We start from the raw sequence: 20,669 nt of genomic DNA, 5'->3' as shown, positions 1-20,669 counted from the left end.
CGATGACGGTCGGGGAATTCCCGGCAGTGACCCGGACCGGTCGGCCCGCACCGTTCTACCGGCCGGTCGGCGACGAGACGGCGGTGTTCGCCGCCGCCGCGCGCCGCGGCCTGCCGGTCCTGCTCAAAGGCCCCACCGGATGCGGCAAGACCCGGTTCGTCGAGGCGATGGCGGATCAGCTGGGACGCGAACTGATCACCGTCGCCGGCCACGAGGACCTGACCTCGGCGGATCTGGTGGGCCGCTATTTGCTCAAGGGCGGCGAAACCGTCTGGGCCGACGGTCCGTTGACCCGGGCGGTGCGCGAGGGTGCCATCTTCTACCTGGATGAGGTGGTCGAGGCGCGCCAGGACACCACCGTGGTCATCCATCCGATCGCCGATCACCGCCGCGAGCTCCCCATCGATCGGTTGGGGATCACGTTGACGGCGGCGCCGGGCTTTCAGTTGGTGATCTCCTACAACCCCGGCTATCAGAGCGTGCTGAAGAACCTCAAAGAGTCGACGCGCCAGCGTTTCATCGCGATCGAACTCGGGTTCCCACCCGCCGATACCGAAACCGAGATCGTCGCCCACGAAGCCGGGATCGACCGCGGCACCGCGAAGATCCTTGTGGCGGTGGGCAACGCGATCCGAAGCCTGGACGGCTCCCCGCTGCGCGAGGTGTCCTCCACCCGGATGTTGGTCCTCGCCGGCGGCTTGGTGGCCGAAGGCCTCGGTTTGCGCAGCGCCGTGCACGCGGCGATCGTGCAGGTCCTCTCCGACGACCCGGATGTGGTGCGCGCCCTCGGCGAACTCGTCGACGCCCTGCTACCGCCGACGTGAACACCGAGTCCCCGGAACCACAACGGTTCCGGTTGCTCGCGACCCACCTCGCCGGCCGCGCCGTCGACGTCGCGCTGGCTCCCGACGGCGAACCGGCCCACACCGACGGCGCGGTCGTCTTCGTCTCGGCGAGCCGAACGGTGCCACAGCAACGCCGTGAAGTCTGTGTGCAGAGCGCATTGCTGGGAGCCGGCAGCCTGGATCACGACGTGGTCTCCCGGTTGCGGGGACGCCCGTCGATTGCGCGCCGCTACCTGGCCCTTGAAGGCGCCCGGGTTCTGGCCGACCTGTCCCCCGCGATTCCGTGGGCCGCGATCGAGATGCCGCCCCGGACTTCCAGCCCGCAGCAATCTTTGGAGCTGGCCCGCAGCCGGACTCCGGTCGCCGAACCACCGGACTGGTTCGGGGTGATCAAACCGGCCCGGCTCTCATCGACCGCCGTGGCGAGCGGGCGCGGCGCCACCGCCGCCGATCTGCGACTGCACCTCGTCGCCGCTGATGCGGCCGATCCCGACGAGGATCCCGACGAAGACGGCGGTGAAGGCAGCAAGCTGCTGAAGCTGTTCACCGCTCCCGCCTTCTCCTCGCGTGCGCTCTCGGATTTCCTGCGCAAGCTGATGGGCGGCTCGCGTGGCAGCGCAGACGACACCGGCGGCGGTGAACTCCGGGCCGGAGTCGCGCGCCGCACCGATCGGGCCGGAGCGCAGGCCCGGCCGCTGGCGACCCGCATCGAGTTCGTCGACGACGGCAGGTCCGCCGCGACCATCGGTGTCGGTGGCGCGCTGTACCCCGAGTGGGACGTCCACCGCAGGCAGTACCGGCCGGACTGGTGCCGGGTCGTGCACTTTCCGGTGGATGCCGAACCCGAGACCGCCGCGGGTGCCGGTGGCGCCGTCGCCCGCGATGACACGCTGCGCCGCCGACTGTCGCGGGTCGGGCTGGGCCCGAAGGTCTTGCGGCGCCGCCCCGACGGCGACGATCTGGACATCGAAGCCCTGACCGACCTGGTCGTCGACCTGCACTGCGGGCACAGTCCGCCCGAACATGTCTATCTGGAACGCCGCAGACTCGCCCGCAACCTGGGCGTGCTCATTCTGGTCGACGCCACCGGATCGGCCATCGACACCGATACCGGGGGACTCAGCGTCCACGACCACCAGTGCCGGGCCGCGGCGACGCTGGCCGCCACGCTGGAGGAACTCGGCGACCGGGTGGCGGTGTACGCGTTCCGGTCCCACGGACGCGGCGCGGTGCACCTGCCGGCGATCAAGACCTTCGATGAGGGTTTCGGCGCCGCCGGACGCTCGCGTCTGGGGCGGCTTCAGCCCTCGGGCTATACCCGGCTCGGGGCGGCCATCCGCGGTGCCGGAGACATCCTGAAGGCCGAGGCGGGCACACCCAATCGATTACTGCTGGTGCTGTCCGACGGATATCCCTACGACCACGGCTACGAGGGCAGCTACGCCCGAGCCGACACCCGCAAGGCGCTGGAGGAACTGCGGTCGGACGGGATGGCCTGCCTGTGTCTGTCCATCGGGAACGACGCCGCGCTGGACGCGCTCGAACCCGTCTTCGGTTCCGCCGGATTCGCCGCGGCCGCGACGCTGGCCGAGCTCAGTCCCCGGATGGATGAGTTGTTCCTCGCGGCGTTGCGGGAGCTCGCCGCACCGAAACTCTGACCGCCGGAATCGCCGATCACGCACCCGAGACGTTACGGTTGCCAGACGTCGCGAACACCGTCGGTAATAAAAGGAGCGCCGCATGCTGAAATACGAGGTCCACGGCACCGGTGAGCCGCTGGTCTTGGTACACGGCATCACCCACCGCCGGCAGGCCTGGTACCCGCTGCTCGAACACCTGACCGAGCACCGCACCGTAGTGCTCTTCGACCTGCCCGGGCACGGCGAATCGCATGACCTGGTGGTTCGCGACGGTGACGTGCAGGGCACCTTCCGCGCCGAATTGGTCGAGCTGTTCGACCAGTTGGGCCTGCATCGGCCGCACATCGGCGGTAACTCGCTCGGCGGGCGGATCGCGATGGAAGCCGCCGCCGACGACCTGGTCGCCAGCGCGACCGTGCTCTCGCCGGCGGCCTACTGGCACAACGCGCTGGACTTCGCCTACATCAGGCTGCTGTTCCGCTGCATGACCACCAGTGCCCGACTGTTGGCACCGGCAGTGCCGCGGCTGGCCCGCTCGCCTCGGGGCCGGCGGATGATGGGCTCGGTGGTCTCGGCGCACCCCGAGCGGATTCCGGCCGAGGAGTTCGTGGCCGACCTCAACGCAATGAAGCGCGCCATTCCCGCGATGAAGAAGATCTTCCCGGCCGCCGAGGTATTCGACCGCGAGATCCCCGCGCATGTCCCGGTCACCGTGGCCTGGGCCGAACACGACCGAATCCTATTGCCCTACCAGGCACGTATCGCCGAGCAGCGACTCCCCCAGGCACGTCACCTCCGACTGCACGGCTGCGGTCACGTGCCGATGGCAGACGACCCGGAACTGGTGGCCCGCACCCTGCTCGAAGGCAGCGCACCGCGCGCGCAGGCCGAAGCCTCCTGACCGGTCGCGCGGGTGTTTGAATAGGCCCGTGACCAACCGCATCCAGTCCCTGCTCGGGGTCGACTATCCCGTCGTCCAGGCCCCGATGACCTACATCGCCCGTGCCGAACTGGCCGCGGCGGTCTCCGAGGCCGGCGGGCTGGGCGTGATCGAGACCCTCACCCCCGAGGGACTCGCCGACCTCAAACGGGTGCGTGAGCTCACCGACAAGCCGGTCGCGGCGAACCTGATGATCCAGGGCTGGAAGAACGACGCGTCGATCGTCGACGCGTTGGCCGAGACCGGAGTACGCCACGTCTTCACCTCGGCCGGCGACCCGGCCTTGTTCACCAAACCGTTGCACGACGCCGGCATGACGGTGGTGCACGTGGTGGGATCGCTCAAAGGGGCGCAGAAGGCCGCCGATGCCGGGGTCGACGCGCTGGTGGTCGAGGGCGTGGAGGGCGGCGGCTTCAAATCTGTGCTCGGCGCCTCGACGATGGTGCTGCTTCCCCTGATCGCGGAGAACACCGACCTACCGATCATCGCCGCCGGTGGCATCTGCGATGCACGGTCGGCCGCTGCAGCACTGGCGTTGGGTGCCGAAGGGGTGCAGATGGGCACCCGGATGCTCGCCAGCCAGGAAGCCGCCGTACACGCGAACTTCAAGGACGCGATCGTCGCGGCAAACGATTCCGGCACAGTGCTTCTCGACATCCCCGGTAATCCGACCATGCGGGTACTGCGGACCGGGCTGGCTGCCCGGGTTGCGGCGAACGACCCCGATGCCCGCCTGCTGGCGAAGATCACCGATCTGTATTTCGGCGGTGACATGGAGGCCAGCGTGGCCAACACCGGTCAGGTCGCATCCCGGATCGGTGAGCTACTGCCGGTTGCCGAGATCATTCGCCGGACCTGGGGCGAGATCGAAGCCGTGTTGGACGGGGCACGTTCACGGATATGACCCTCCGGTGACATCACCGCATCCGGAGTCCGATCCGCCGCCCGACCCGCGGCGTAGCGCAGAGTTTTCTGTGCTGCATCTGTTCGCCGTGCTCGGGGTGATCGCCGTCCCGGCCTTCGGCTGGTTCGGGCAACATTGGTCGGGCGCGACAACCGTGGTGGTGTACTGGTTCGAGAACGTCGCGACGTGCCTGTTGCTGATCGCCCGGATCGCCCTGCATCAGCGCCTGAATCCGAGAAGCGGGCATTTCCGGTACCGGGGGCCGGGGTCCGCCGGACCGGCGAACTCGTCGTTCCTGGCCGGTTTTGCCCGGATCAGCTTGGTGTTCTGCGTCGCCCACGGAATCTTCCTCGGCGCAGTTCTCGCCATACTGATCCAGAATGACGCACCGCAGCTTGCCCTCATCGACCTGGATTGGCGCGCCGTCTGGTGGGGGTGCCTGGGCGTGTTGTGTTTTCTGGGGATCGATTTCGTCGGCGATCTGGTGAATCTGCGCAGGTGGACCTTCCGCGATCTGGAGCAGTCCGCCGACGCCGGGCTCGGCCGGGTGATGGTCGTGCATCTGACGTTGTTACTCGGGTTCGCAGGGATCGCCGCCACCGATTCTCCGACCGCGTTCTTCGCGGTGTTCATCGTGCTCAAGAGCCTCGCCGCACTCAGTACCGTAGTCCCGCAGTGGGAACCCGAAACAGCTCCGCGTGGCCTGAGCAACGTGATGAACAGGTTGCCGAATGTGCACCCGGGAGAACGTTTCGAGGACGTCTGGGCCAAAGACCGAGCCGCCGAACGCGACCGCCGGCGGCGTAACGAGCAGCCCTGGCATCCCGCTCGCTAGCCTCGCCTAGCCGGCCGAGATCTGTCGGGCGACCTCGCCGTAGCGCCCGAAACGTTCGGTGTCTCCGAGCGCGTTGTACAGGACCAGCCGGGTCGCTACCGGCCCGTACTTGTCGATCAGCTTGCCCGCCAAGTCATCCCACGTCGACTCGGTCGCGAAATGCGCGAGGTGCTCGTCGGTGATCTGGGCCGCCATACCGGCGATGTCGCCCGCCTTCTGCTTCTCCCGGATGCGGGCGGTGGTGCCCTCGAATCCCGCCTCGTCCCAGATGAACGCGTAGTTCGGGGTGCTTCCGTAGAAGCTCAAGCTGGCCCGCACCAGGTCTCGCTCCCGGTCCCGTTCCTCGTCGCTGTCCCCGACGATCGTCATCGCCGGCACGATGATCGCGATCTCCGACGGTGCGCGGCCTGCCGCGGCAGCACCTTCGGCCACCTTGGGCACCACGTGCCGGGCGAGATAGCCGGGTTCGCCGAGCGGGTGGACGTGCACCCCGTCGGCGACTTCACCGGCCATCCGCAGCATCCACGGATTGACCGCCGCGACATCGACTTTGGGGTCGGGTACATCGATCGGTCCGGGACTCCACTGCGGCGTGATGAAATCCAGGTCGTAGAACGGGCCGTGATGGTCGAGGGCTCCGGTCCGGAAGGCGGCGAAACACGCCTTGACCGCCAGCACGTAGTCGCGCAGTCGCGGACCGGGGTGCTCGAAGGCCACGCCGTAGCGCCGAACCACGTGGGTGCGTACCTGGGTGCCGAGCCCGAGGCGGAACCTGCCGCCGCTGGCCTCTTGCAGTTCCCACGCCGTCGCCGCGGTCACGAACGGGCTCCGGGGAAACGCCACCGCGACCCCGGTCGACAGCTCGAGTCCGGGCGCGGCCTGCGATGCGACGGCGGCACTGAGATACGCGGTACGGCCGGCCTCGGTGAACAGCAATCCCGAAAACCCGGCGTCCTGCGTGCTGCGGGCGAGTTCGCCGGTCTTGCCCAACTGCTGCGGTAAGGCCATCACATCTACCTGCACCCGGCGAGCCTACGCACCGGCGGCACCACCACGGAGCCGTTTGCGGCTAACGTGGCGGGCGTGAAATCGACTCGGATGCCTTCCTTCCTCGCCGCCACCGTCGCCGCCGCGGCCATCGTGCTGCCCTTCGCCGCGGCAGGACCGGCCTCGGCCGCCGACACCTGCCCCACCGCCGCCGCACCGGCCGGGGGTACGCCGGAGTGGACGCTCAGCGGTGCCACCGGCAGCGTTGCGGTCACCGGATCCACCGACACCACCGCACCGCGGGTGGATGTCTCGACGCCGTTCAGCGTGACCGAGACCCAGGTGCACACCTTGCGTGCCGGCGACGGCCCGGTGGTCCCGGCCACCGCGAAGGTGTCGGTCTGCTACATGGGTGTCAACGGGCGTGACGGGTCGGTGTTCGACAGCAGCTACCAGCGTGGCGCCGCGGCCGACTTCCCGCTCGACGGTGTGGTGGCCGGCTTCCAGAAGGCGATCGCCGGGCAGAAGGTCGGCTCCACGGTTGCGGTCGCGATGACCTCCGCCGACGGCTATCCCGAAGGCCAGCCCCGTGCCGGAATCCGGGCGGGCGACACCTTGATCTTCGCGATCAAGATCCTGGGCGCCTCCGGCTGACCGGGTCCGGTAGCGTGCGGTCATGACCGCACGCAACCGCCGCTTCCTGCTTCGCGAACGCCCCACCGGCCGCATCCTGCCGGACACCTTCGAACTCGACGAACAGCCGGTGCCGACGATCCGGGACGGCGAGGCGTTGGTGCACATCGAGTGGATCTCGCTGGATCCGACGAACCGGATGTGGATCAACGAGACGCCGTCCTACCTGCCGCCGGTCGGAATCGGCGAGGTCATGCGGGCGGCCGGACTCGGCGTGGTGGTCGAATCGAAGAATCCGAACTATCCGGTCGGACAGTATGTGCAGGGCCTGACCGGGTGGCAGGAGTATCTGGTCGTCTCCGACGCCATGCCGCTGTTCCCGGTCCCGGTGGCCGAGGGCGTATCGCCGAGTGCCTATCTGGGCGCGCTCGGGATGACCGGGCTCACCGCGTGGGTCGGGATGCACGACATCGGTAAACCCAAGCCGGGTGAGACCGTCGTCGTGTCGGCCGCGGCGGGCGCGGTCGGCTCGGTCGCCGGCCAGCTGGCCAAGGCCGCCGGTGCTCGGGTGGTCGGGATCGCCGGCGGGCCGGAGAAGTGCGCGCTGCTGACCGATCGGCTCGGCTTCGATGCGGCGGTGGACTACCGCGCCGACGACTGGGTGCGGCAGCTGGCGGCGGCGACCCCCGACGGCATCGACGTCGATTTCGAGAACGTCGGCGGCGACATCATGGATGCCATCTTCGCCCGCATCAACATCGGCGCCCGCATCGCGCTCTGCGGGATGATCTCCGGGTACAACGAGGCCGACCCGCCGCCCGGGCCGCGAGCGTTCGGCAACCTGCTCATTCAGCGGGCCACCCTGCAGGGCTTCATCATTCTCGACCACTTCCATCGGGTCGCGGAGTCCAGCGCCGCGATCGCCGAGCTGATCGCCGCGGGCAAGCTCACCCCGCTGGAGACCGTCGTGGAGGGATTCGAACAACTCCCGACCGCGATCAACATGCTGTTCGACGGCAAGAACGTCGGCAAGCTCGTGGTCAAGACGTCCGGGTAGGGCCGGGCTGTAGCGTTACGAGGGTGATTTCGCCTATGCCCCGTCTCTTAGCACTGACCGCCTGCGCCGCCTCGCTGGCGCTGGGGCTCGCCGCCTGCGGTGGTTCCGACGACGCATCGTCGGCGACGACATCGTCGGTCACCGACCTGTTCATGCCCCCGGCCGGACAGAGCATCACCACCTGCCCGTCACTGCCGCCCACCGAGGGCGTCGCGGCCGAATGGACCCTCAAAGGCGCCAGCGGCGCCATCGCGGTGACCGGCTCCACCGACAACTCGGCCCCGAGTGTGGTGGTGACCAAGCCGTTCAAGGTGTCCCAGACCGAGGTGCACACCCTGCACGCCGGTGACGGCCGGGTCGTCGCCGACAACGCGACGGTGTCGGTCTGCTACATGGGCGTCAACGGCCGCGACGGCTCGGTCTTCGACAGCAGCTATGAGCGTGGCAAGCCCGTCAGTTTCAGCCTCGACCGCGTGGTGCCGGGTTTCCAGAAAGCCATCGCCGGTCAGAAGGTCGGCTCGACGGTCGCGGTGGCCATGGTCCCCGCCGACGGCTACCCGCAGGGCCAGCCCGACGCCGGAATCCAGCCGGGCGACACGCTGGTGTTCGCGATCAAGATCCTCAACGCCTCACGCTGACAGCCGCGGTCGCCGATGGAATCGTCTCGGGTGGACCGGTGGCTGTGGGCGGTGCGGATCACCAAGACCCGGCCGGATGCCGCGGCCGCGTGCCGCGGCGGACACGTGCGGGTCAACAACCGTCCCGCCAAACCGGCGACGCCGGTCGCCCCCGGTGACGTGATCATCGCCCGCGTGGGTGATCGGACCCGGACCGTCGAAGTGCTGCGCGTCATCGCGAAGAGAGTCGGTGCGGCCGACGCCATCACCTGTTATCTGGATCGGACACCGCCCGTCGCACCGGTTTCCGCGGCCCCGGTGGCCATCCGGGAACGGGGTGCGGGACGCCCGACCAAACGGGACCGTCGGGTACTGGACAAGTGGCGGGCCCAGCAGGGCTGAACCGCGATTACTGCGGGTGCGCGGCCAGATAGTCGGCGACCGGGATCCGGGTCGTGGAGACATAGCCGATCGGCAACAGGAGGTCTCCGGCGGTGGTGCGGTAGTAGGTGTCCCAGCGGTAGTAGCTCGCGAACCCCGCTGGATCGCCGCCGATGACCGCGGCGTAGTCGTTGACCGCCGCCACATAGTGGTCGGAATGGTTGTATCCCCAGATCGCTTTGTCGCGGTTGGTGGCAAAACCGTTGGCGGCCAACAGTCGACCGGCGGCCATGATGCTGTCCCGCGGGGAGTGGATGTCGCCGCCGTTGCCGTAGGCGGCGAACGTCGACGGCAGGAACTGCATCGGGCCCTGGGCCGCGTCGTCGCTGACTCCGTTGATGCGGCCGAAGCCGGTCTCGACGAAGTTGATCGCCGCCAGGTAGTTCCACGGCACCCCCGATGCCGCCTCGGACGCCCGGTAGCTGGCGATCAGTTCGTTGGCGGGCACCGGCGGCACCACCCGCCACGGCGGCATGGTGCTCTTCGGATCGGTCAGTGCCATCAGGTGACGGCGGGCATCGATATTGCGGTCGTAGACGGCCAGCAGTGCCGGCGGGATCTGCGGCCGGACGATCCCGTCCCACTCCGGGTGCGCACCCAGGGTGCGGTAGGCGACCTGCTGACGGCGGGCGGCCGCGGCCAGCACCTGCTCGGGTGCGGACGGATTGCGCAGTGTTTGATCCGCGGCGACCAGGTCGGCGACCAACGCCGTCGGGTCGACTCCCGGTGCGGCGCCGACCGGTGCCACCGCCCCCACGACGGCGAGCAGGACGAGGACGCAGGCGGCGACAGAGCGTCGTAGGCGAACAACCATGCCGTTCATCTTGGCCCCTCCCGCAGCGGATGCCCCGCAAGGCGGAGCGGACCGTGCGCCATCGGCGAACTAGAACACGTTCCGGTTTCCCCTCTGATGGGGATCATCATCGCTGGTCACCATGAATTAGCCGAAGCTATCGACTGTTAGATTGAGCGGATGAGCATCACCAGCGTGACCACCGACGTCGTCGTCGTCGGCTACGGGGCGGCCGGAACGTCGGCCGCCATCACCGCCCGCGAACTCGGCGCCGAGGTGATCGCCGTCGATCGCGCCAACGGCGGCGGTGCGACCGCGATCTCCGGCGGCATCATCTACGCCGGCGGCGGCACCTCGGTCCAGCGCGACGCCGGCGTCCACGACACCCCCGAGCAGATGCTCGACTACCTGCGACTGGAAGTCGGTGACGCCGTCGCGCCCGAGACGCTGCAACGCTTCGTCGACGGCAGTCCCGAGATGATCGACTGGCTGCAGGCGCACGGGGTGCCGTTCAACGCCGGACTCTGCCCGTACAAGACGTCGTTTCCCAACAACCGCTACTACCTGTACCACTCGGGAAGTGAGAACGCCGGAGAGTTCCGCGCGAACACCCCGCCGGTGCAGCGCGGTCACCGCGCCTACGGCAGGGGCACCTCCGGGAAGAAGATCTATGCGCCGCTTGCCGATTCGGCGGCTCGTCTCGGGGTGGACTTTCGCCCGCACACCACCGTCACCGAACTGCTGCGCGATCACGACGGCCGGGTGATCGGGGTGCGGGCCACCACCATGGGGCAGGCGCCGCGCCGGATCCAGCGCCGCTATGCCCGCCTGGCCGCGCTGTCGTCGAAGCCCGGCGTCTACTACCCGCCGTTGCGTGCCGCGATGGAGCGCCTTCTGGAGAAGCTGCAGCGGCGCTACGGGCGGCCGGTGGAGATCATCGCCCGGCGCGGGGTGATCCTGTGCGCCGGAGGTTTTATCGCCAACACCGAGTGGCGCAAGCGCTACGCCCCCGAGTTCGACGGCGGCCTGCCGTTGGGAACCAGCGGTGATGACGGCAGCGGCATCGCACTGGCCCAGCGCGCCGGCGCGGTGACCGACCGGATGGACAACGTCTCGGTCTGGAAATTCATCACACCGCCCAGCGCGTTCATCTCGGCGATCGTCGTCGACGCCGAAGGCCGGCGGGTGATCGACGAATCGCGCTACGGTGCCGCGATCGGCCAGGCAATGGTGAAAGACCATGGCAGCAAGGGCTGGATCCTGGCCGATGCCGCACTGATGGCCGAGGCACGCCGCCAGCTGCTCACCCAGACGCTGTGGTTTCAACGCGCCCAGGGGGCCGCGTTGATGTTCACCGGATCCGTCCGCGGCGCCACGCTGGCCGAGGTGGCCGACGCGGCCGGAATCGACGCCGCGGGGTTGCAGGCGACGGTGACCGCCCACAACGACGCGATCGACGCCGGCGCACCGGACCCGGTCGGTAAACCGGCGGATTTCTGCCGTCGGATCGACAAGGCCCCGTTCACGTTGATGGATATCTCGGTGCGGCCCAACGCATTGCTGCCCACGCCGATGCTGACCCTGGGTGGAGTGCGGGTCGACGAGGGCACCGGGGCGGTCGTCAACGCCGACGGCCGTGCCATCCCCGGGCTCTACAGTGCCGGCCGTACCGCGATCGGCATCGCCTCACGTTCCTATGTCAGCGGCCTGTCGATCGCCGACTGCGTCTTCGCCGGGCGACGTGCCGGGGCCGCGGTGGCGGCTCGGCAGCCGGGCTGATCGATCAGCCGGCCCCGCGGCCGTCCTCGATCAGCGACCGGAAGCCCCGGGCCGGATGGGTGGCGGCACCGGCCGCACGGACCCGGTCGACCAGTGCCAGGTCGGAGGTCACCACGGTGATGTCCTCGGGCCGCTCGGCGGCCCGAACCAGCCGGATGATCTCGTCGTCGGCGGAGTCAGCGTGCGCCCGCGGGGCCGCGGCGATCGTCACCCACTCCGATTCGATCGGTGGTGTCGGCGGCCGCTCGAACACCACCGTGACGTCATCGCGGTGCGTGCCCGCCCAGATCTCGAGCTGCCGGGTCAGCCGTTGCATGGCTGCGTGCCGGTCACGCCACCAGCCGTCCGGGCGCGACCCGATCACGTTCATCGCATCAACGATCCACCGCACGACTCCGACGGTACGGTGACGCCATGCCTCTGGTCACCTACGAATGCCACGACCACGTCGCGACCATCACCTTGAACCGCCCCGAGGCGCGCAACGCCATCAACGGGGCGATGCGCACCGACCTCAACGCGGCCTGGGACCGGTTCCGCGGTGACGACGACGCCTGGGTCGGGGTGTTGACCGCGACCGGTGACGTGTTCTGCGCCGGGGCCGACCTGAAAGATCCGGTCGGGGCGGTCGGCACCTTTCCCGGCACGTTCTGGGAGAAGCCCACGATCAACTCGTTCGAGAGCGGCATGGAGTTGTTCAAGCCGACGATCGCCGCCGTGCACGGCCCCTGCATCGGCTACGGCTTGACCGGATTACTGTTCTGCGACTTCGTGATCGCCAGCACCGACGCGGTCTTCCGCTTCCCCGAGGTGACGCTGGGGGTGCCCACGATCGTCGGCGCGATCCGGTTGCCTCAGCGGGTGGGCTGGGCCAACGCCATGGAACTGCTGTTGACCGGGGAGCCGATGAGCGCGCAACGCGCCAAAGAGATCGGCCTGGTGTGGAAACTGGTCGAACCCGGATCGCTGCAGCGCACGGCGCAGGACTGGGCTCGGACCCTCACCAAGGCGGCGCCGCTGGCCCAGCGTGCCACCAAAGAGGTGGCCTGGCGCAGCGCCGACATGAGCTGGATCGACGCCGTCCGGTTCGGCGAGACGATGCGCAAAGTGGCCGGGGCCACCGAGGACGTCGCCGAAGGACTGCAAGCACGCCGGGATCAGCGGCCACCGCATTGGCGGGGCCGCTGACCTCCCGAACGCGAGCCGGGGCTCAGGCCCCGGCGAGTGCCGCCAGCGCGGCGTCGTAGTTCGGCTCCTGGCCGATCTCGGGCACCAGCTCGGTGTAGGCGACGTTGCCGTCGGAACCGATCACCACGACCGCCCGGCCCAGCAGGCCCGCCAGCGGGCCGTCGGTCATGGTGATCCCGTAGTCGGCGCCGAAGCTGTCCCGGAAGCCCGAGGCACTGGTGACGTTCTCGATGCCTTCGGCACCGCAGAAGCGCTTCTGCGCGAACGGCAGGTCGTTGGAGACACACAGCACGGCTCCACCGGCCGCGGCAGCGCGCTCGTTGAAGGTCCGCACGCTGGTAGCGCAGACCGGGGTGTCGATCGACGGGAAGATGTTCAGCAGGACCGGCTTACCGGCGAAGCTACCGCTGTCCACCACGCTCAAGTCGGTTCCGGTCAGGGTGAACGCCGGTGCCGTCGAGCCGACGGCCGGCAACTCGCCTGCGGTATTGATCTGGTTTCCACGTAACGTGATCTGCGCCATGGCAACAGTCTGCCAAGCGCGCCGCCCGATGTCGACGGCGGGCTTCGGTCGGCGGACCGTCAGGCTCGGGCGGCCACCGGGTCGCCCGACTCGGTGTCGGACGCCAGGATCGGCGGAACCGTGGCCGCGGCGGCGACGCAGAGGTAGGCGATGGTGAAGCACAGCACCACGTACCACAGGCTCCCCACCGGGTCGCCGTTCGCGGTCCGCCCGGCGGTGGCCTCGAAATAGGCCGGCAGCGCGGTCAGCCACAGCACCGTCATCACCGACAGGTACACCGCGGCATAGCGGACCATCAGCGGATTGTCGTGACGGCCCCCGATGATGAGGTTCAGCCGCATCCGTCGCCACTGCATCACGAGTACCGGTATGGCCACCACTGTCATGATGAGAAGTTCCGCGGCATAGGCGATCCCGATCAGCTTCCCGTCGGTGAGCGCACCGAGGACGGTGGCCGGCAACGGCAGGATTCCGGTACCGAGGGACGCCAGGATCCCGATCACGACGGTCCGCCAGAGCACCTGCAGCCCGCCGAATCTCCTGCCGCCGTCGACCTGGCGACCCACGAAGAACTGCACGCAGAAGGCCAGCGACGCCGGCCACAGGGCGGCGAACACCACGATGCTGCCCGTCGGCACCGAGGTGAACATCGGCTGGTTCAACGGGTGGTCCACCGACCATTCCCACCAGCGCAGCTGCGGGCCGAGGTGGTCGAAGATCTCGTAGAAGGCGTGGTGCACGAAACCGACGCAGATCGCGCCGACGACCGTGCCGTAACGACGAAACACCCCGAGAATCCGGACGATCTCGAACGAGATCGTCGCCATCATCGGATAGATCGCGACGATGTAGAGCGGCAGCCGGCCCCACAGGAATTCGACGCTGAACACGTTGTGCGCGAACATCGTGTCGACGTGGTCCTCGATCCCGAACGCGCCCGGAAAATACAGCGGCGGTTCGATGATCAGCAGATAGGCGATCGCACCGAACCACAGCGCCAGATTGGTGGCGTCACCGCGCCGATAGCGCGCGATCGCATAGATCAGCGCCAGCACGGCGCCGGTGATGACGGTGATCTCCAGCACCGGCAGCGTCCAGTTCTCCAGCTGCAGCGGGTTGCGGAACTCGAGCAGTCCCCCGGCCTCGCCGCAGGAGAAGCCCAGCGATGCGGCGAGGCTTTCGAAAGTGGGAGTACACAAGTCGGGCATCAGGCGCTCTTCTCTTCCGCGGTGTACCACTTGGTCACGTCGTAGCCGTCGTCATAACGGGCGAACCACTCGTTGGCCAGAGACGGGATCTTCTCGTGGGCCGGTTTGTGATTCGGCAGTTGGCTGCGGATGATACCGGCAACCGCGGTGGCCATCTCCCGCTTTGGCAGATGTTCGAAGGCATCCACCACCGGTCCCTGGTCGGCCGGCCAGCCGAACGGAACCCGGCGCCGCCAGGCCTGCTTGCCCCGATAGGTGCCGAACAGCGACAGCGCGTCGACTTTGCGGTCCTCCAACGGAATGTGGCGGTTGAATCCCTCGCACGCCACCTTGATCACGCTCATCACGTGCTTGAAGATCGACGGCGCCATCCGCATCCGGTACCAGGGGTCGTCGATGACGTGGTCGTAGATGATCAGCGCGGAACTGCGGTGTTCGACCTCTTCGACGAAGTGCCACAGGAACAATGACGCCACCCGGTCATCGCCGGGAGCGAACAGGGTGTCGTCGTGGTCCAGCATGAGTTTGAAGACCGGCGTGAAGGTCGCCTCCAGGTCGGCGGTGTAGGCCAGGCGATACGCCAGCGATTTCTCGGCGCTCATCTTGTCGAACATGGCGTTGCACGCGTCGACGGTCTCCTTGAGCGCCGGGTAGGCCTTGATCAGCGCTTTGGCGTGGCCGCGGTGGGCCATCGAGTGCTGGCCCTCCTGCCGGACGAAGGCGTCGGCCTCCTCGGCGACCGCGGGGTCGGTGATCAGTGGCATGGCCTCGGTGATCATGCCGCCGATCATCTTTTCGAATCCGATCGCCAGCAGCGAGACCGCGTTGGCCATCGAGGAGAACGCCGGGTTTGCTTCGTTCCACAGGAAGGGCACCGGATGCTCGGCGAATGCGAAGCGCAATTTGCGCACGATCAGGTCAGTCATCGCCACCTCGACTCGAAACATACAACAGGACGCTGTCGCGTATGATTGTTCGATGCAGCACGATTGTCAAGCAGGCCACTGATGGCACGCCGACGAGGCTGGGGCGGTAATCCGCCGCACTCCGACGAAGAAGCCGGCCGCCGGATCATCGCCGCGGCCGTCGAACTGGTCACCCAGACCGGGGCGGCGGTCTCGCTGGCCGACGTCGCCGCATCACTGGGTGTCATCCGGCAGACCGTGTACCGCTACTTCCCCACCGCCGACGCGCTCATGCGAGCGGTGGCGATCGCCTCCGTCGACGAATTCCTCGACCGCCTGGCCGATCACGTACGCGGCATCCACGATCCCGCCGAGGCGCTCACCGAGGGCGTGCTCCACACCCTGGACGCGGTGGCCCGCTCCCCCCATCTGGGCGCCATGCTGTCACCGTCGTCGACACACAACCGCGAAATGGCATCCGCGGAGGCCCGCGCTTTCGGGTTGCGGATGATCGAGCGATTCGATGTCGACTGGACGCGGCACGGCTACAACGAAGCCGCGCTGCGCGAACTCGTCGAGTTCACCCTGCGGATCATGCTGTCGTTCGTCGTCGCCCCCAACGACCCGGACCGCTCCCCCGACGAACTGCGCGGATTCCTGCGCCGCTGGCTGGGCGATGCGGTGGCCGCCCAGGCGCGGCACTCCTCCGACTGATCCCCCGACCAGAGCGCGCGGCGTTCGCCGGGAATACTCCTGATACCCTACGGGGTATAGTATTCAACGGTTGGACCGGAGCGCGGAGTTCAGGAGGTGAGGGCGTGGGAACATTCGTCCGGCGAAGCTGGTTGCCCGTCGTGGTCGTCGCGGCGGCCGCCGCGGGAGCCCTGGCGGTGGTGAACCTGCGCGGCGCATTCGGATCCGACGAGATCTTCCGTTGGACCGGCAGCGGCTCCCAGGTCATCGAGTCCAGCAACGAAAAGCAGCTCCGCTACGAGGTTTTCGGACCCGGCGGCGCCAGCGGCGCGGTGAGTTTCCTCAACGATGAGACCCAGCCCGAGCAGGACGCGTTCGTCGGCCTGCCCTGGACACACACCATGACCACCACCAGTCCGTCGGTGATCGGGAACCTGGTCGCCCAGAGCGACGGCGAACAGATCGGATGCCGCATCACGGTCAACGGCGTCGTCAAGGATGAACAAGTCGCCACCGGGCACCACGCCCAGGTTTTCTGTCTGGTCAAGGGCGCATGAGCGGCCACGGCACCCTGCGCCCGGGCTACATGAGGGCGATTCACCGCCTGGCCTGGCCGCTGGTGATCTTCTGGCTGCTGTTGACCGCCGGACTCAACGTGCTGGTCCCGCCCATCGAGTCGGTGGCCCGCGAGCACGCGGTGACCATGTCCCCGCAAGACGCACCGTCGATGATCGCGGCCAAGCACATCGGCGCCACATTCGGCGAGTTCGACTCCGACTCCATGGTGATGCTCGTCCTCGAAGGCGAGACCGAACTGGGCCCAGAAGCACACCGCTACTACGACAGCGTGATCGCCGCACTGTCCGCCGACGATCGGCACGTCCAGCACATCGCAGACCTCTGGGGCGACCCCATCACGACCGCCGGAGTGCAGAGCACCGACGGACGTGCCGCCTACGCCCAGATCAACGTCGCCGGCGATCAGGGCAGCACCCTGGGTAACGAGTCCGTCGACGCGGTCCGCACCATCGTCGCCTCGGTCCCCGCACCGCCCGGCGTGCAGGCCTACGTCACCGGTCAGGCGGCGCTGACCACCGATATGACCGAGGCGGCCGATCACAGCATGCTCAAGATGATGGGCGTGACCGGCGTGGTCATCATCATCATGCTGGCGATCGTCTACCGCTCGGCAGCCACGGTGGCGCTCGCACTGGTCATGGTGGGCTTCGAGATGGGCACCGCACGCGGTGTCGTCGCGCTGCTGGGGCATCTCGGTCTGCTGGGCTTTTCGACGTTCGTCGTCGCGATGCTGTCCTCGCTGGCGATCGCAGCCGGGACCGACTATGCGATCTTCCTGATCGGGCGCTACCACGAGGCCCGCAACGCCGGGGAGGACCCCGAGACCGCCTGGTATTCGATGTTCCGCGGAACCTGGCACGTCATCTTGGGTTCCGGGCTGACCATCGCCGGGGCGTCGCTGTGTCTGCATTTCGCCCGGCTGTCCTACTTCAAGGCCCTCGGCATCCCGTCGGCGCTGGGCCTGCTGGTGGTGATCGCCGGCGCGCTCACCGTCGCCCCGGCGATCGTCGCGATCGCCGCACGACGCGGCCTGCTGGAGCCCCGGCGGGCCGAGGGACGCGGCTGGCGGCGGATCGGAACCGCCAACGTCCGCTGGCCCGGCGCGGTCTTCGTGGCCGCCCTGTTGGTCACGCTCGTCGGCATGCTGGCGGTGCCCAGCATGAAGATCAGCTTCAACGACCGCTATTACATCCCGGCGGACCTGCCCGCCAACGTCGGCTACGACGCCGCCGAACGGCATTTCAGCGCAGCGCGGATGAACCCGGACGTGTTGATGATCGAAGCCGATCACGACCTGCGCAACCCGGCCGACATGATCATCTTGGACCGGGTCGCCAAGAACATGTTCCGCACCCGCGGGGTCGAGCGCGTGCAGAGCATCACCCGGCCGCTGGGCAGCCCGATCGACCACACCTCGATCCCGTTCCAGATCAGCATGCAGTCCGTCCCCATCCAGCAGAATCTGCAATTCATGACCGACCGGCTCGCCGACATGGTCACGATGAGCGACGATCTGGGCGCCACCATCGACTCGATGGTCCGACTGCGCGACCTGGTCGCCCGGATGAACGGCACCACCGCCAAGATGACCGGCGATATGTCGGCCATCAGCCAGACGGTCGACGAGATCCGTGACCACATCGCCGATTTCGACGACGTCGTGCGACCGATCCGCAACTACTTCTACTGGGAGCAGCACTGTCTGAACATCCCGGCGTGTGATGCGATCCGTTCGGTCTTCGATGCCTACGACGGGATGGACGAGTTCAGTGAGAAGATGCGGCCGCTGCTGGCCGACGTGGCGGACCTGGACGCCGTGTTACCGCAGATGGTCGGTGAGTTCGACCCGATGATCGCCGTGGCGACCTCGATGCGGGCCACGCTGCTGTCGATGCACAGCAGCTTCTCCGGGCTGGTGACCCAGATGGCGCGGATGACCGATACCGCCGCTGCGATGGGTCAGGCCTTCGATGCCTCCAAGGCCGACGACTATTTCTATCTGCCTCCCGAGGCGTTCGATAATCCGGATTTCCAGAAGGGGCTGTCGTTGTTCTTGTCCCCGGACGGCAAGGCGGCACGTTTCATCGTCACCTACGACGCCGATCCGGCTACGCCCAAGGGCATCTCGTTCGTCGAGCCGATGCTGGCCGCCGCACACGACGCGGTGAAGGGAACACCGCTGACCGGCGCCGAGTTCTATCTCACCGGCACCGCGGCGGTCTACCACGACATCCAGTCCGGTTCCCGCTATGACCTGTTGATCGTCGGCGTGGCCGCGGTGACGCTGATCTTCATCGTGATGCTGTTGATCACCCGGGCCCTGGTGGCCTCCGCGGTGATCGTCGGCACGGTCCTGCTGTCGTTGAGTGCCGCGTTCGGGCTGACCGTCGTGGTGTGGCAGCACATCCTGGGGCTGCAATTGAACTGGATCGCACCGGTGTTCGGGGTGATCATCCTGCTGGCGGTCGGATCGGACTACAACCTGTTGCTGGTCTCCCGGTTCCAGGAGGAGATCGGCGCCGGAATCAAGACCGGGATCATCCGCTCGATCGGCGGAACGGGCTCGGTGGTGACCGCCGCGGGTCTGGTGTTCGCCTTCACGATGATGTCGATGGCGGCCAGCGACCTGTATTCGATCGGCCAGGCCGGCAGCACGATCGGTCTCGGCCTGCTGTTCGACACCCTGATCGTCCGGTCGTTCCTGACGCCCTCGATCGCGGCGCTGCTGGGCAACTGGTTCTGGTGGCCGCAACGGGTGCGTCGCGTGCCGTCACGCCCGACGGTTCCGGGACCCGAGCCAGGCGTGGATGCCGTGCCGGCTATCCCGCCGCCGGCGAACGCGGAATCACGGTAGGCCGGAAGTCGTAGCGGGCGGCGCCGGCACTGGCGCCGCCCCGCGACCCCAGACCGCCGAACGGGACCATCGGCGGCACCATCCCCGGATGGCCGGCCCCGCCTGCGGGGGCGGCGAACCCACCGGCCGACGACAACCCCGCGGCCCCCTGACCGGTCGCCACTCCCATCCCGGTCCAGGCCGGGGGCACGGACATCGCACCGATCGACGCGGCGCGGCCCAGACCGGCCGTCGCCGCCGGAGCGGTGGTGAGTCCGGTCAACGTCACGGTGTTGGACGCGCCACCGGCGGTGGTGAGCATGCCCGCGGCGGCACCACCGGCCGCCGCGGCCCCCTTCGCCCCGTTGGTGCCGGTCATCAGCATCCGCATGAGCATGCTCATCGGCATCATCGCCATGCGCATCGGCATCATGATCGAGTTCAGGCTCGACATCGACATGGAACTTCCGGTGGACGCCTCCTGGGTGGGCGCGGCCAGGGTCTGCAGCGCGGCGGGGGTATCGGTGAGCAGTTGCGGTCCTTGGGACATCAGCGTCTCGGTGTCGGTGCCGAGGGTGGCTGCCGCCGACCGGGCAACCGCACCCGACTGGCCGGTCTGCCGGGACGGATCGGTGGTCTGCGGCGGGATGGCGAAGGGGTTGACCCGGGTGGCCGCCGCCGACGACGCGGCGTAGCCGTACATGGCGGCGGCGTCCTGCGCCCACATCTCCAGGTATTCGGCTTCGGTGGCCGCGATCGCCGCGGTGTTCTGCCCCAGGATGTTGGTGGCGATCAGGCTTTCCTGCAGAGTGCGGTTGGCGGTGATCAACGGCGGCGGAACCGTGGCGGCGTGCGCGGTCTCGTATGCGGTGACCGCGGCGGTCAGCTGTGCGGCGGCGTGTTCCGCCTGCGCACCGGTCGCGGCCAGCCAGGTGATGTAGGGGCCGGCGGCGGCCGCCATCGTCACCGCGGAGGTCCCGGTCCACGCGCCGCTGATCAGGCCTTCGACCACCGAACCGTAGGCGGCCGCGGCGGAGTTCAGCTCCGCGGCGACCTCGTGCCAGGCCGTTGCCGAGGCCAGGAGTGAGCCGGCGCCGGCACCGGCGTACATCCGCGCCGAGTTGATCTCCGGCGGCAGGGCTCCGTAGTCCATTGCCTCCCCTTATGTGGTGGCCGGGGATCGATCCGGCGCAACGCTTTAGGAAGGCTAGCTAGCTGTTTTTGGTGCCCGGCAGGTCTCAGCTGTGTGCCCGCTGTGCCGGCCGTGGG

At 68.3% G+C, this 20,669-nt stretch carries 21 protein-coding genes; 14 read left to right on the top strand and 7 right to left on the bottom strand.

Annotated features, from left to right (window positions below; translation table 11 throughout):
* Positions 1 to 2 precede the first annotated feature (2 nt).
* From RCP38_RS09530 to RCP38_RS09510, 5 genes are all read left to right on the top strand, one after another.
* Positions 3 to 824, top strand: a complete 822-nt coding sequence (locus tag RCP38_RS09530) for a CbbQ/NirQ/NorQ/GpvN family protein (protein ID WP_308476913.1) — start codon at positions 3 to 5, stop codon at positions 822 to 824.
* Positions 821 to 2,503, top strand: a complete 1,683-nt coding sequence (locus tag RCP38_RS09525) for a nitric oxide reductase activation protein NorD (RefSeq protein ID WP_308476912.1) — start codon at positions 821 to 823, stop codon at positions 2,501 to 2,503. Before RCP38_RS09530 ends, RCP38_RS09525 begins: the two co-directional genes overlap by 4 nt.
* Positions 2,504 to 2,585: 82 nt before the next feature.
* Positions 2,586 to 3,386: an alpha/beta fold hydrolase gene (locus tag RCP38_RS09520; RefSeq protein WP_308476911.1), complete on the top strand. Its 801-nt coding sequence runs from the start codon at positions 2,586 to 2,588 to the stop codon at positions 3,384 to 3,386.
* 28 nt (positions 3,387 to 3,414) lie between these two features.
* Positions 3,415 to 4,329: an NAD(P)H-dependent flavin oxidoreductase gene (locus RCP38_RS09515; protein WP_308476910.1), complete on the top strand. Its 915-nt coding sequence runs from the start codon at positions 3,415 to 3,417 to the stop codon at positions 4,327 to 4,329.
* A 70-nt stretch (positions 4,330 to 4,399) separates the two neighbouring features.
* A complete protein-coding gene (locus tag RCP38_RS09510) occupies positions 4,400 to 5,164 on the top strand; it encodes a DUF6498-containing protein (protein WP_308477159.1) in 765 nt (254 codons plus the stop codon).
* A gap of 6 nt (positions 5,165 to 5,170) precedes the next feature.
* Here the strand turns inward: RCP38_RS09510 and RCP38_RS09505 are convergent, their stop codons facing one another.
* Positions 5,171 to 6,187, bottom strand: coding sequence for a TIGR03617 family F420-dependent LLM class oxidoreductase (locus RCP38_RS09505; protein WP_308476909.1), 1,017 nt, complete (start codon positions 6,185 to 6,187; stop codon positions 5,171 to 5,173).
* Positions 6,188 to 6,262: 75 nt separating this feature from the next.
* Between RCP38_RS09505 and RCP38_RS09500 the strand changes: the two genes are divergently transcribed.
* The 4 genes from RCP38_RS09500 to RCP38_RS09485 are packed head-to-tail and all read left to right on the top strand — an operon-like array spanning position 6,263 to position 8,860.
* Positions 6,263 to 6,805 (top strand): FKBP-type peptidyl-prolyl cis-trans isomerase, encoded by a 543-nt coding sequence (locus tag RCP38_RS09500; RefSeq protein ID WP_308477158.1) that lies wholly within the window; start codon positions 6,263 to 6,265, stop codon positions 6,803 to 6,805.
* Between the two features lie 22 nt (positions 6,806 to 6,827).
* A complete protein-coding gene (locus RCP38_RS09495) occupies positions 6,828 to 7,841 on the top strand; it encodes an NADP-dependent oxidoreductase (RefSeq protein ID WP_308476908.1) in 1,014 nt (337 codons plus the stop codon).
* 35 nt (positions 7,842 to 7,876) lie between these two features.
* Positions 7,877 to 8,479: an FKBP-type peptidyl-prolyl cis-trans isomerase gene (locus RCP38_RS09490; protein WP_308476907.1), complete on the top strand. Its 603-nt coding sequence runs from the start codon at positions 7,877 to 7,879 to the stop codon at positions 8,477 to 8,479.
* Positions 8,480 to 8,494: 15 nt separating this feature from the next.
* Entirely contained in the window at positions 8,495 to 8,860 is a 366-nt protein-coding gene (locus tag RCP38_RS09485; protein WP_308476906.1) for an RNA-binding S4 domain-containing protein, read from the top strand.
* A 7-nt stretch (positions 8,861 to 8,867) separates the two neighbouring features.
* Here the strand turns inward: RCP38_RS09485 and RCP38_RS09480 are convergent, their stop codons facing one another.
* Positions 8,868 to 9,713 carry a lytic transglycosylase domain-containing protein gene (locus RCP38_RS09480; RefSeq protein ID WP_308477156.1) on the bottom strand — a complete coding sequence of 282 codons (846 nt, stop codon included), beginning with the start codon at positions 9,711 to 9,713 and terminating at the stop codon, positions 8,868 to 8,870.
* A 159-nt stretch (positions 9,714 to 9,872) separates the two neighbouring features.
* Here RCP38_RS09480 and RCP38_RS09475 point away from each other — a divergent pair, with 159 nt between their 5' ends.
* Positions 9,873 to 11,471 (top strand): FAD-binding protein, encoded by a 1,599-nt coding sequence (locus RCP38_RS09475; protein WP_308476905.1) that lies wholly within the window; start codon positions 9,873 to 9,875, stop codon positions 11,469 to 11,471.
* A gap of 4 nt (positions 11,472 to 11,475) precedes the next feature.
* Here the strand turns inward: RCP38_RS09475 and RCP38_RS09470 are convergent, their stop codons facing one another.
* On the bottom strand, positions 11,476 to 11,862 hold the full coding sequence (locus tag RCP38_RS09470) for an NYN domain-containing protein (RefSeq protein WP_308476904.1): 387 nt from the start codon (positions 11,860 to 11,862) through the stop codon (positions 11,476 to 11,478).
* Between the two features lie 23 nt (positions 11,863 to 11,885).
* Here RCP38_RS09470 and RCP38_RS09465 point away from each other — a divergent pair, with 23 nt between their 5' ends.
* The gene (locus tag RCP38_RS09465) at positions 11,886 to 12,659 is read left to right on the top strand and encodes an enoyl-CoA hydratase/isomerase family protein (protein ID WP_308476903.1); all 774 of its coding nucleotides are present in this window, start codon (positions 11,886 to 11,888) and stop codon (positions 12,657 to 12,659) included.
* A gap of 22 nt (positions 12,660 to 12,681) precedes the next feature.
* Here RCP38_RS09465 and tpx read toward each other — a convergent pair whose 3' ends face one another.
* From tpx to RCP38_RS09450, 3 genes are read right to left on the bottom strand one after another with little or no spacing between them, the layout of a single operon-like run.
* Positions 12,682 to 13,182: a thiol peroxidase gene (gene tpx, locus RCP38_RS09460; RefSeq protein ID WP_308476902.1), complete on the bottom strand. Its 501-nt coding sequence runs from the start codon at positions 13,180 to 13,182 to the stop codon at positions 12,682 to 12,684.
* Between the two features lie 59 nt (positions 13,183 to 13,241).
* Entirely contained in the window at positions 13,242 to 14,390 is a 1,149-nt protein-coding gene (locus RCP38_RS09455) for a hypothetical protein (RefSeq protein WP_308476901.1), read from the bottom strand.
* Positions 14,390 to 15,316: a metal-dependent hydrolase gene (locus RCP38_RS09450; RefSeq protein WP_308476900.1), complete on the bottom strand. Its 927-nt coding sequence runs from the start codon at positions 15,314 to 15,316 to the stop codon at positions 14,390 to 14,392. Before RCP38_RS09450 ends, RCP38_RS09455 begins: the two co-directional genes overlap by 1 nt.
* Before the next feature lie 81 nt (positions 15,317 to 15,397).
* Here RCP38_RS09450 and RCP38_RS09445 point away from each other — a divergent pair, with 81 nt between their 5' ends.
* From RCP38_RS09445 to RCP38_RS09435, 3 genes are all read left to right on the top strand, one after another.
* Positions 15,398 to 16,009, top strand: coding sequence for a TetR/AcrR family transcriptional regulator (locus RCP38_RS09445; RefSeq protein WP_308476899.1), 612 nt, complete (start codon positions 15,398 to 15,400; stop codon positions 16,007 to 16,009).
* A gap of 104 nt (positions 16,010 to 16,113) precedes the next feature.
* Complete coding sequence (locus tag RCP38_RS09440; protein ID WP_308476898.1) at positions 16,114 to 16,545, top strand: MmpS family transport accessory protein; 432 nt, start codon at positions 16,114 to 16,116, stop codon at positions 16,543 to 16,545.
* Positions 16,542 to 19,421 carry an MMPL/RND family transporter gene (locus tag RCP38_RS09435; RefSeq protein ID WP_308476897.1) on the top strand — a complete coding sequence of 960 codons (2,880 nt, stop codon included), beginning with the start codon at positions 16,542 to 16,544 and terminating at the stop codon, positions 19,419 to 19,421. The genes RCP38_RS09440 and RCP38_RS09435 overlap by 4 nt, the downstream gene beginning before the upstream one ends.
* Here RCP38_RS09435 and RCP38_RS09430 read toward each other — a convergent pair.
* The gene (locus tag RCP38_RS09430) at positions 19,387 to 20,553 is read right to left on the bottom strand and encodes a PPE family protein (RefSeq protein WP_308476896.1); all 1,167 of its coding nucleotides are present in this window, start codon (positions 20,551 to 20,553) and stop codon (positions 19,387 to 19,389) included. The two genes, RCP38_RS09435 and RCP38_RS09430, sit on opposite strands and share 35 nt — an antisense overlap.
* Between the last annotated feature and the right edge of the window lie 116 nt (positions 20,554 to 20,669).

Source organism: Mycolicibacter sp. MU0083 (genome assembly GCF_963378075.1).
GTDB classification, from domain to species: Bacteria; Actinomycetota; Actinomycetes; order Mycobacteriales; family Mycobacteriaceae; genus Mycobacterium; species Mycobacterium kokjensenii.
Note: the sequence above shows the minus strand (reverse complement) of the source record. Positions and strands in the feature narration are given on the sequence as shown.

What these genes read in the sequence shown, in the direction of transcription:
- RCP38_RS09530 (WP_308476913.1), top strand. Translation starts at nt 3, where the DNA reads ATGACGGTCGGGGAATTCCCGGCAGTGACCCGGACCGGTCGGCCCGCA.
- RCP38_RS09520 (WP_308476911.1), top strand. Translation starts at nt 2,586, where the DNA reads ATGCTGAAATACGAGGTCCACGGCACCGGTGAGCCGCTGGTCTTGGTA.
- RCP38_RS09500 (WP_308477158.1), top strand. Translation starts at nt 6,263, where the DNA reads ATGCCTTCCTTCCTCGCCGCCACCGTCGCCGCCGCGGCCATCGTGCTG.
- RCP38_RS09495 (WP_308476908.1), top strand. Translation starts at nt 6,828, where the DNA reads ATGACCGCACGCAACCGCCGCTTCCTGCTTCGCGAACGCCCCACCGGC.
- RCP38_RS09490 (WP_308476907.1), top strand. Translation starts at nt 7,877, where the DNA reads ATGCCCCGTCTCTTAGCACTGACCGCCTGCGCCGCCTCGCTGGCGCTG.
- RCP38_RS09485 (WP_308476906.1), top strand. Translation starts at nt 8,495, where the DNA reads ATGGAATCGTCTCGGGTGGACCGGTGGCTGTGGGCGGTGCGGATCACC.
- RCP38_RS09480 (WP_308477156.1), bottom strand. Translation starts at nt 9,713, where the DNA reads ATGGTTGTTCGCCTACGACGCTCTGTCGCCGCCTGCGTCCTCGTCCTG.
- RCP38_RS09475 (WP_308476905.1), top strand. Translation starts at nt 9,873, where the DNA reads ATGAGCATCACCAGCGTGACCACCGACGTCGTCGTCGTCGGCTACGGG.
- RCP38_RS09465 (WP_308476903.1), top strand. Translation starts at nt 11,886, where the DNA reads ATGCCTCTGGTCACCTACGAATGCCACGACCACGTCGCGACCATCACC.
- tpx (WP_308476902.1), bottom strand. Translation starts at nt 13,182, where the DNA reads ATGGCGCAGATCACGTTACGTGGAAACCAGATCAATACCGCAGGCGAG.
- RCP38_RS09455 (WP_308476901.1), bottom strand. Translation starts at nt 14,390, where the DNA reads ATGCCCGACTTGTGTACTCCCACTTTCGAAAGCCTCGCCGCATCGCTG.
- RCP38_RS09450 (WP_308476900.1), bottom strand. Translation starts at nt 15,316, where the DNA reads ATGACTGACCTGATCGTGCGCAAATTGCGCTTCGCATTCGCCGAGCAT.
- RCP38_RS09445 (WP_308476899.1), top strand. Translation starts at nt 15,398, where the DNA reads ATGGCACGCCGACGAGGCTGGGGCGGTAATCCGCCGCACTCCGACGAA.
- RCP38_RS09435 (WP_308476897.1), top strand. Translation starts at nt 16,542, where the DNA reads ATGAGCGGCCACGGCACCCTGCGCCCGGGCTACATGAGGGCGATTCAC.
- RCP38_RS09430 (WP_308476896.1), bottom strand. Translation starts at nt 20,553, where the DNA reads ATGGACTACGGAGCCCTGCCGCCGGAGATCAACTCGGCGCGGATGTAC.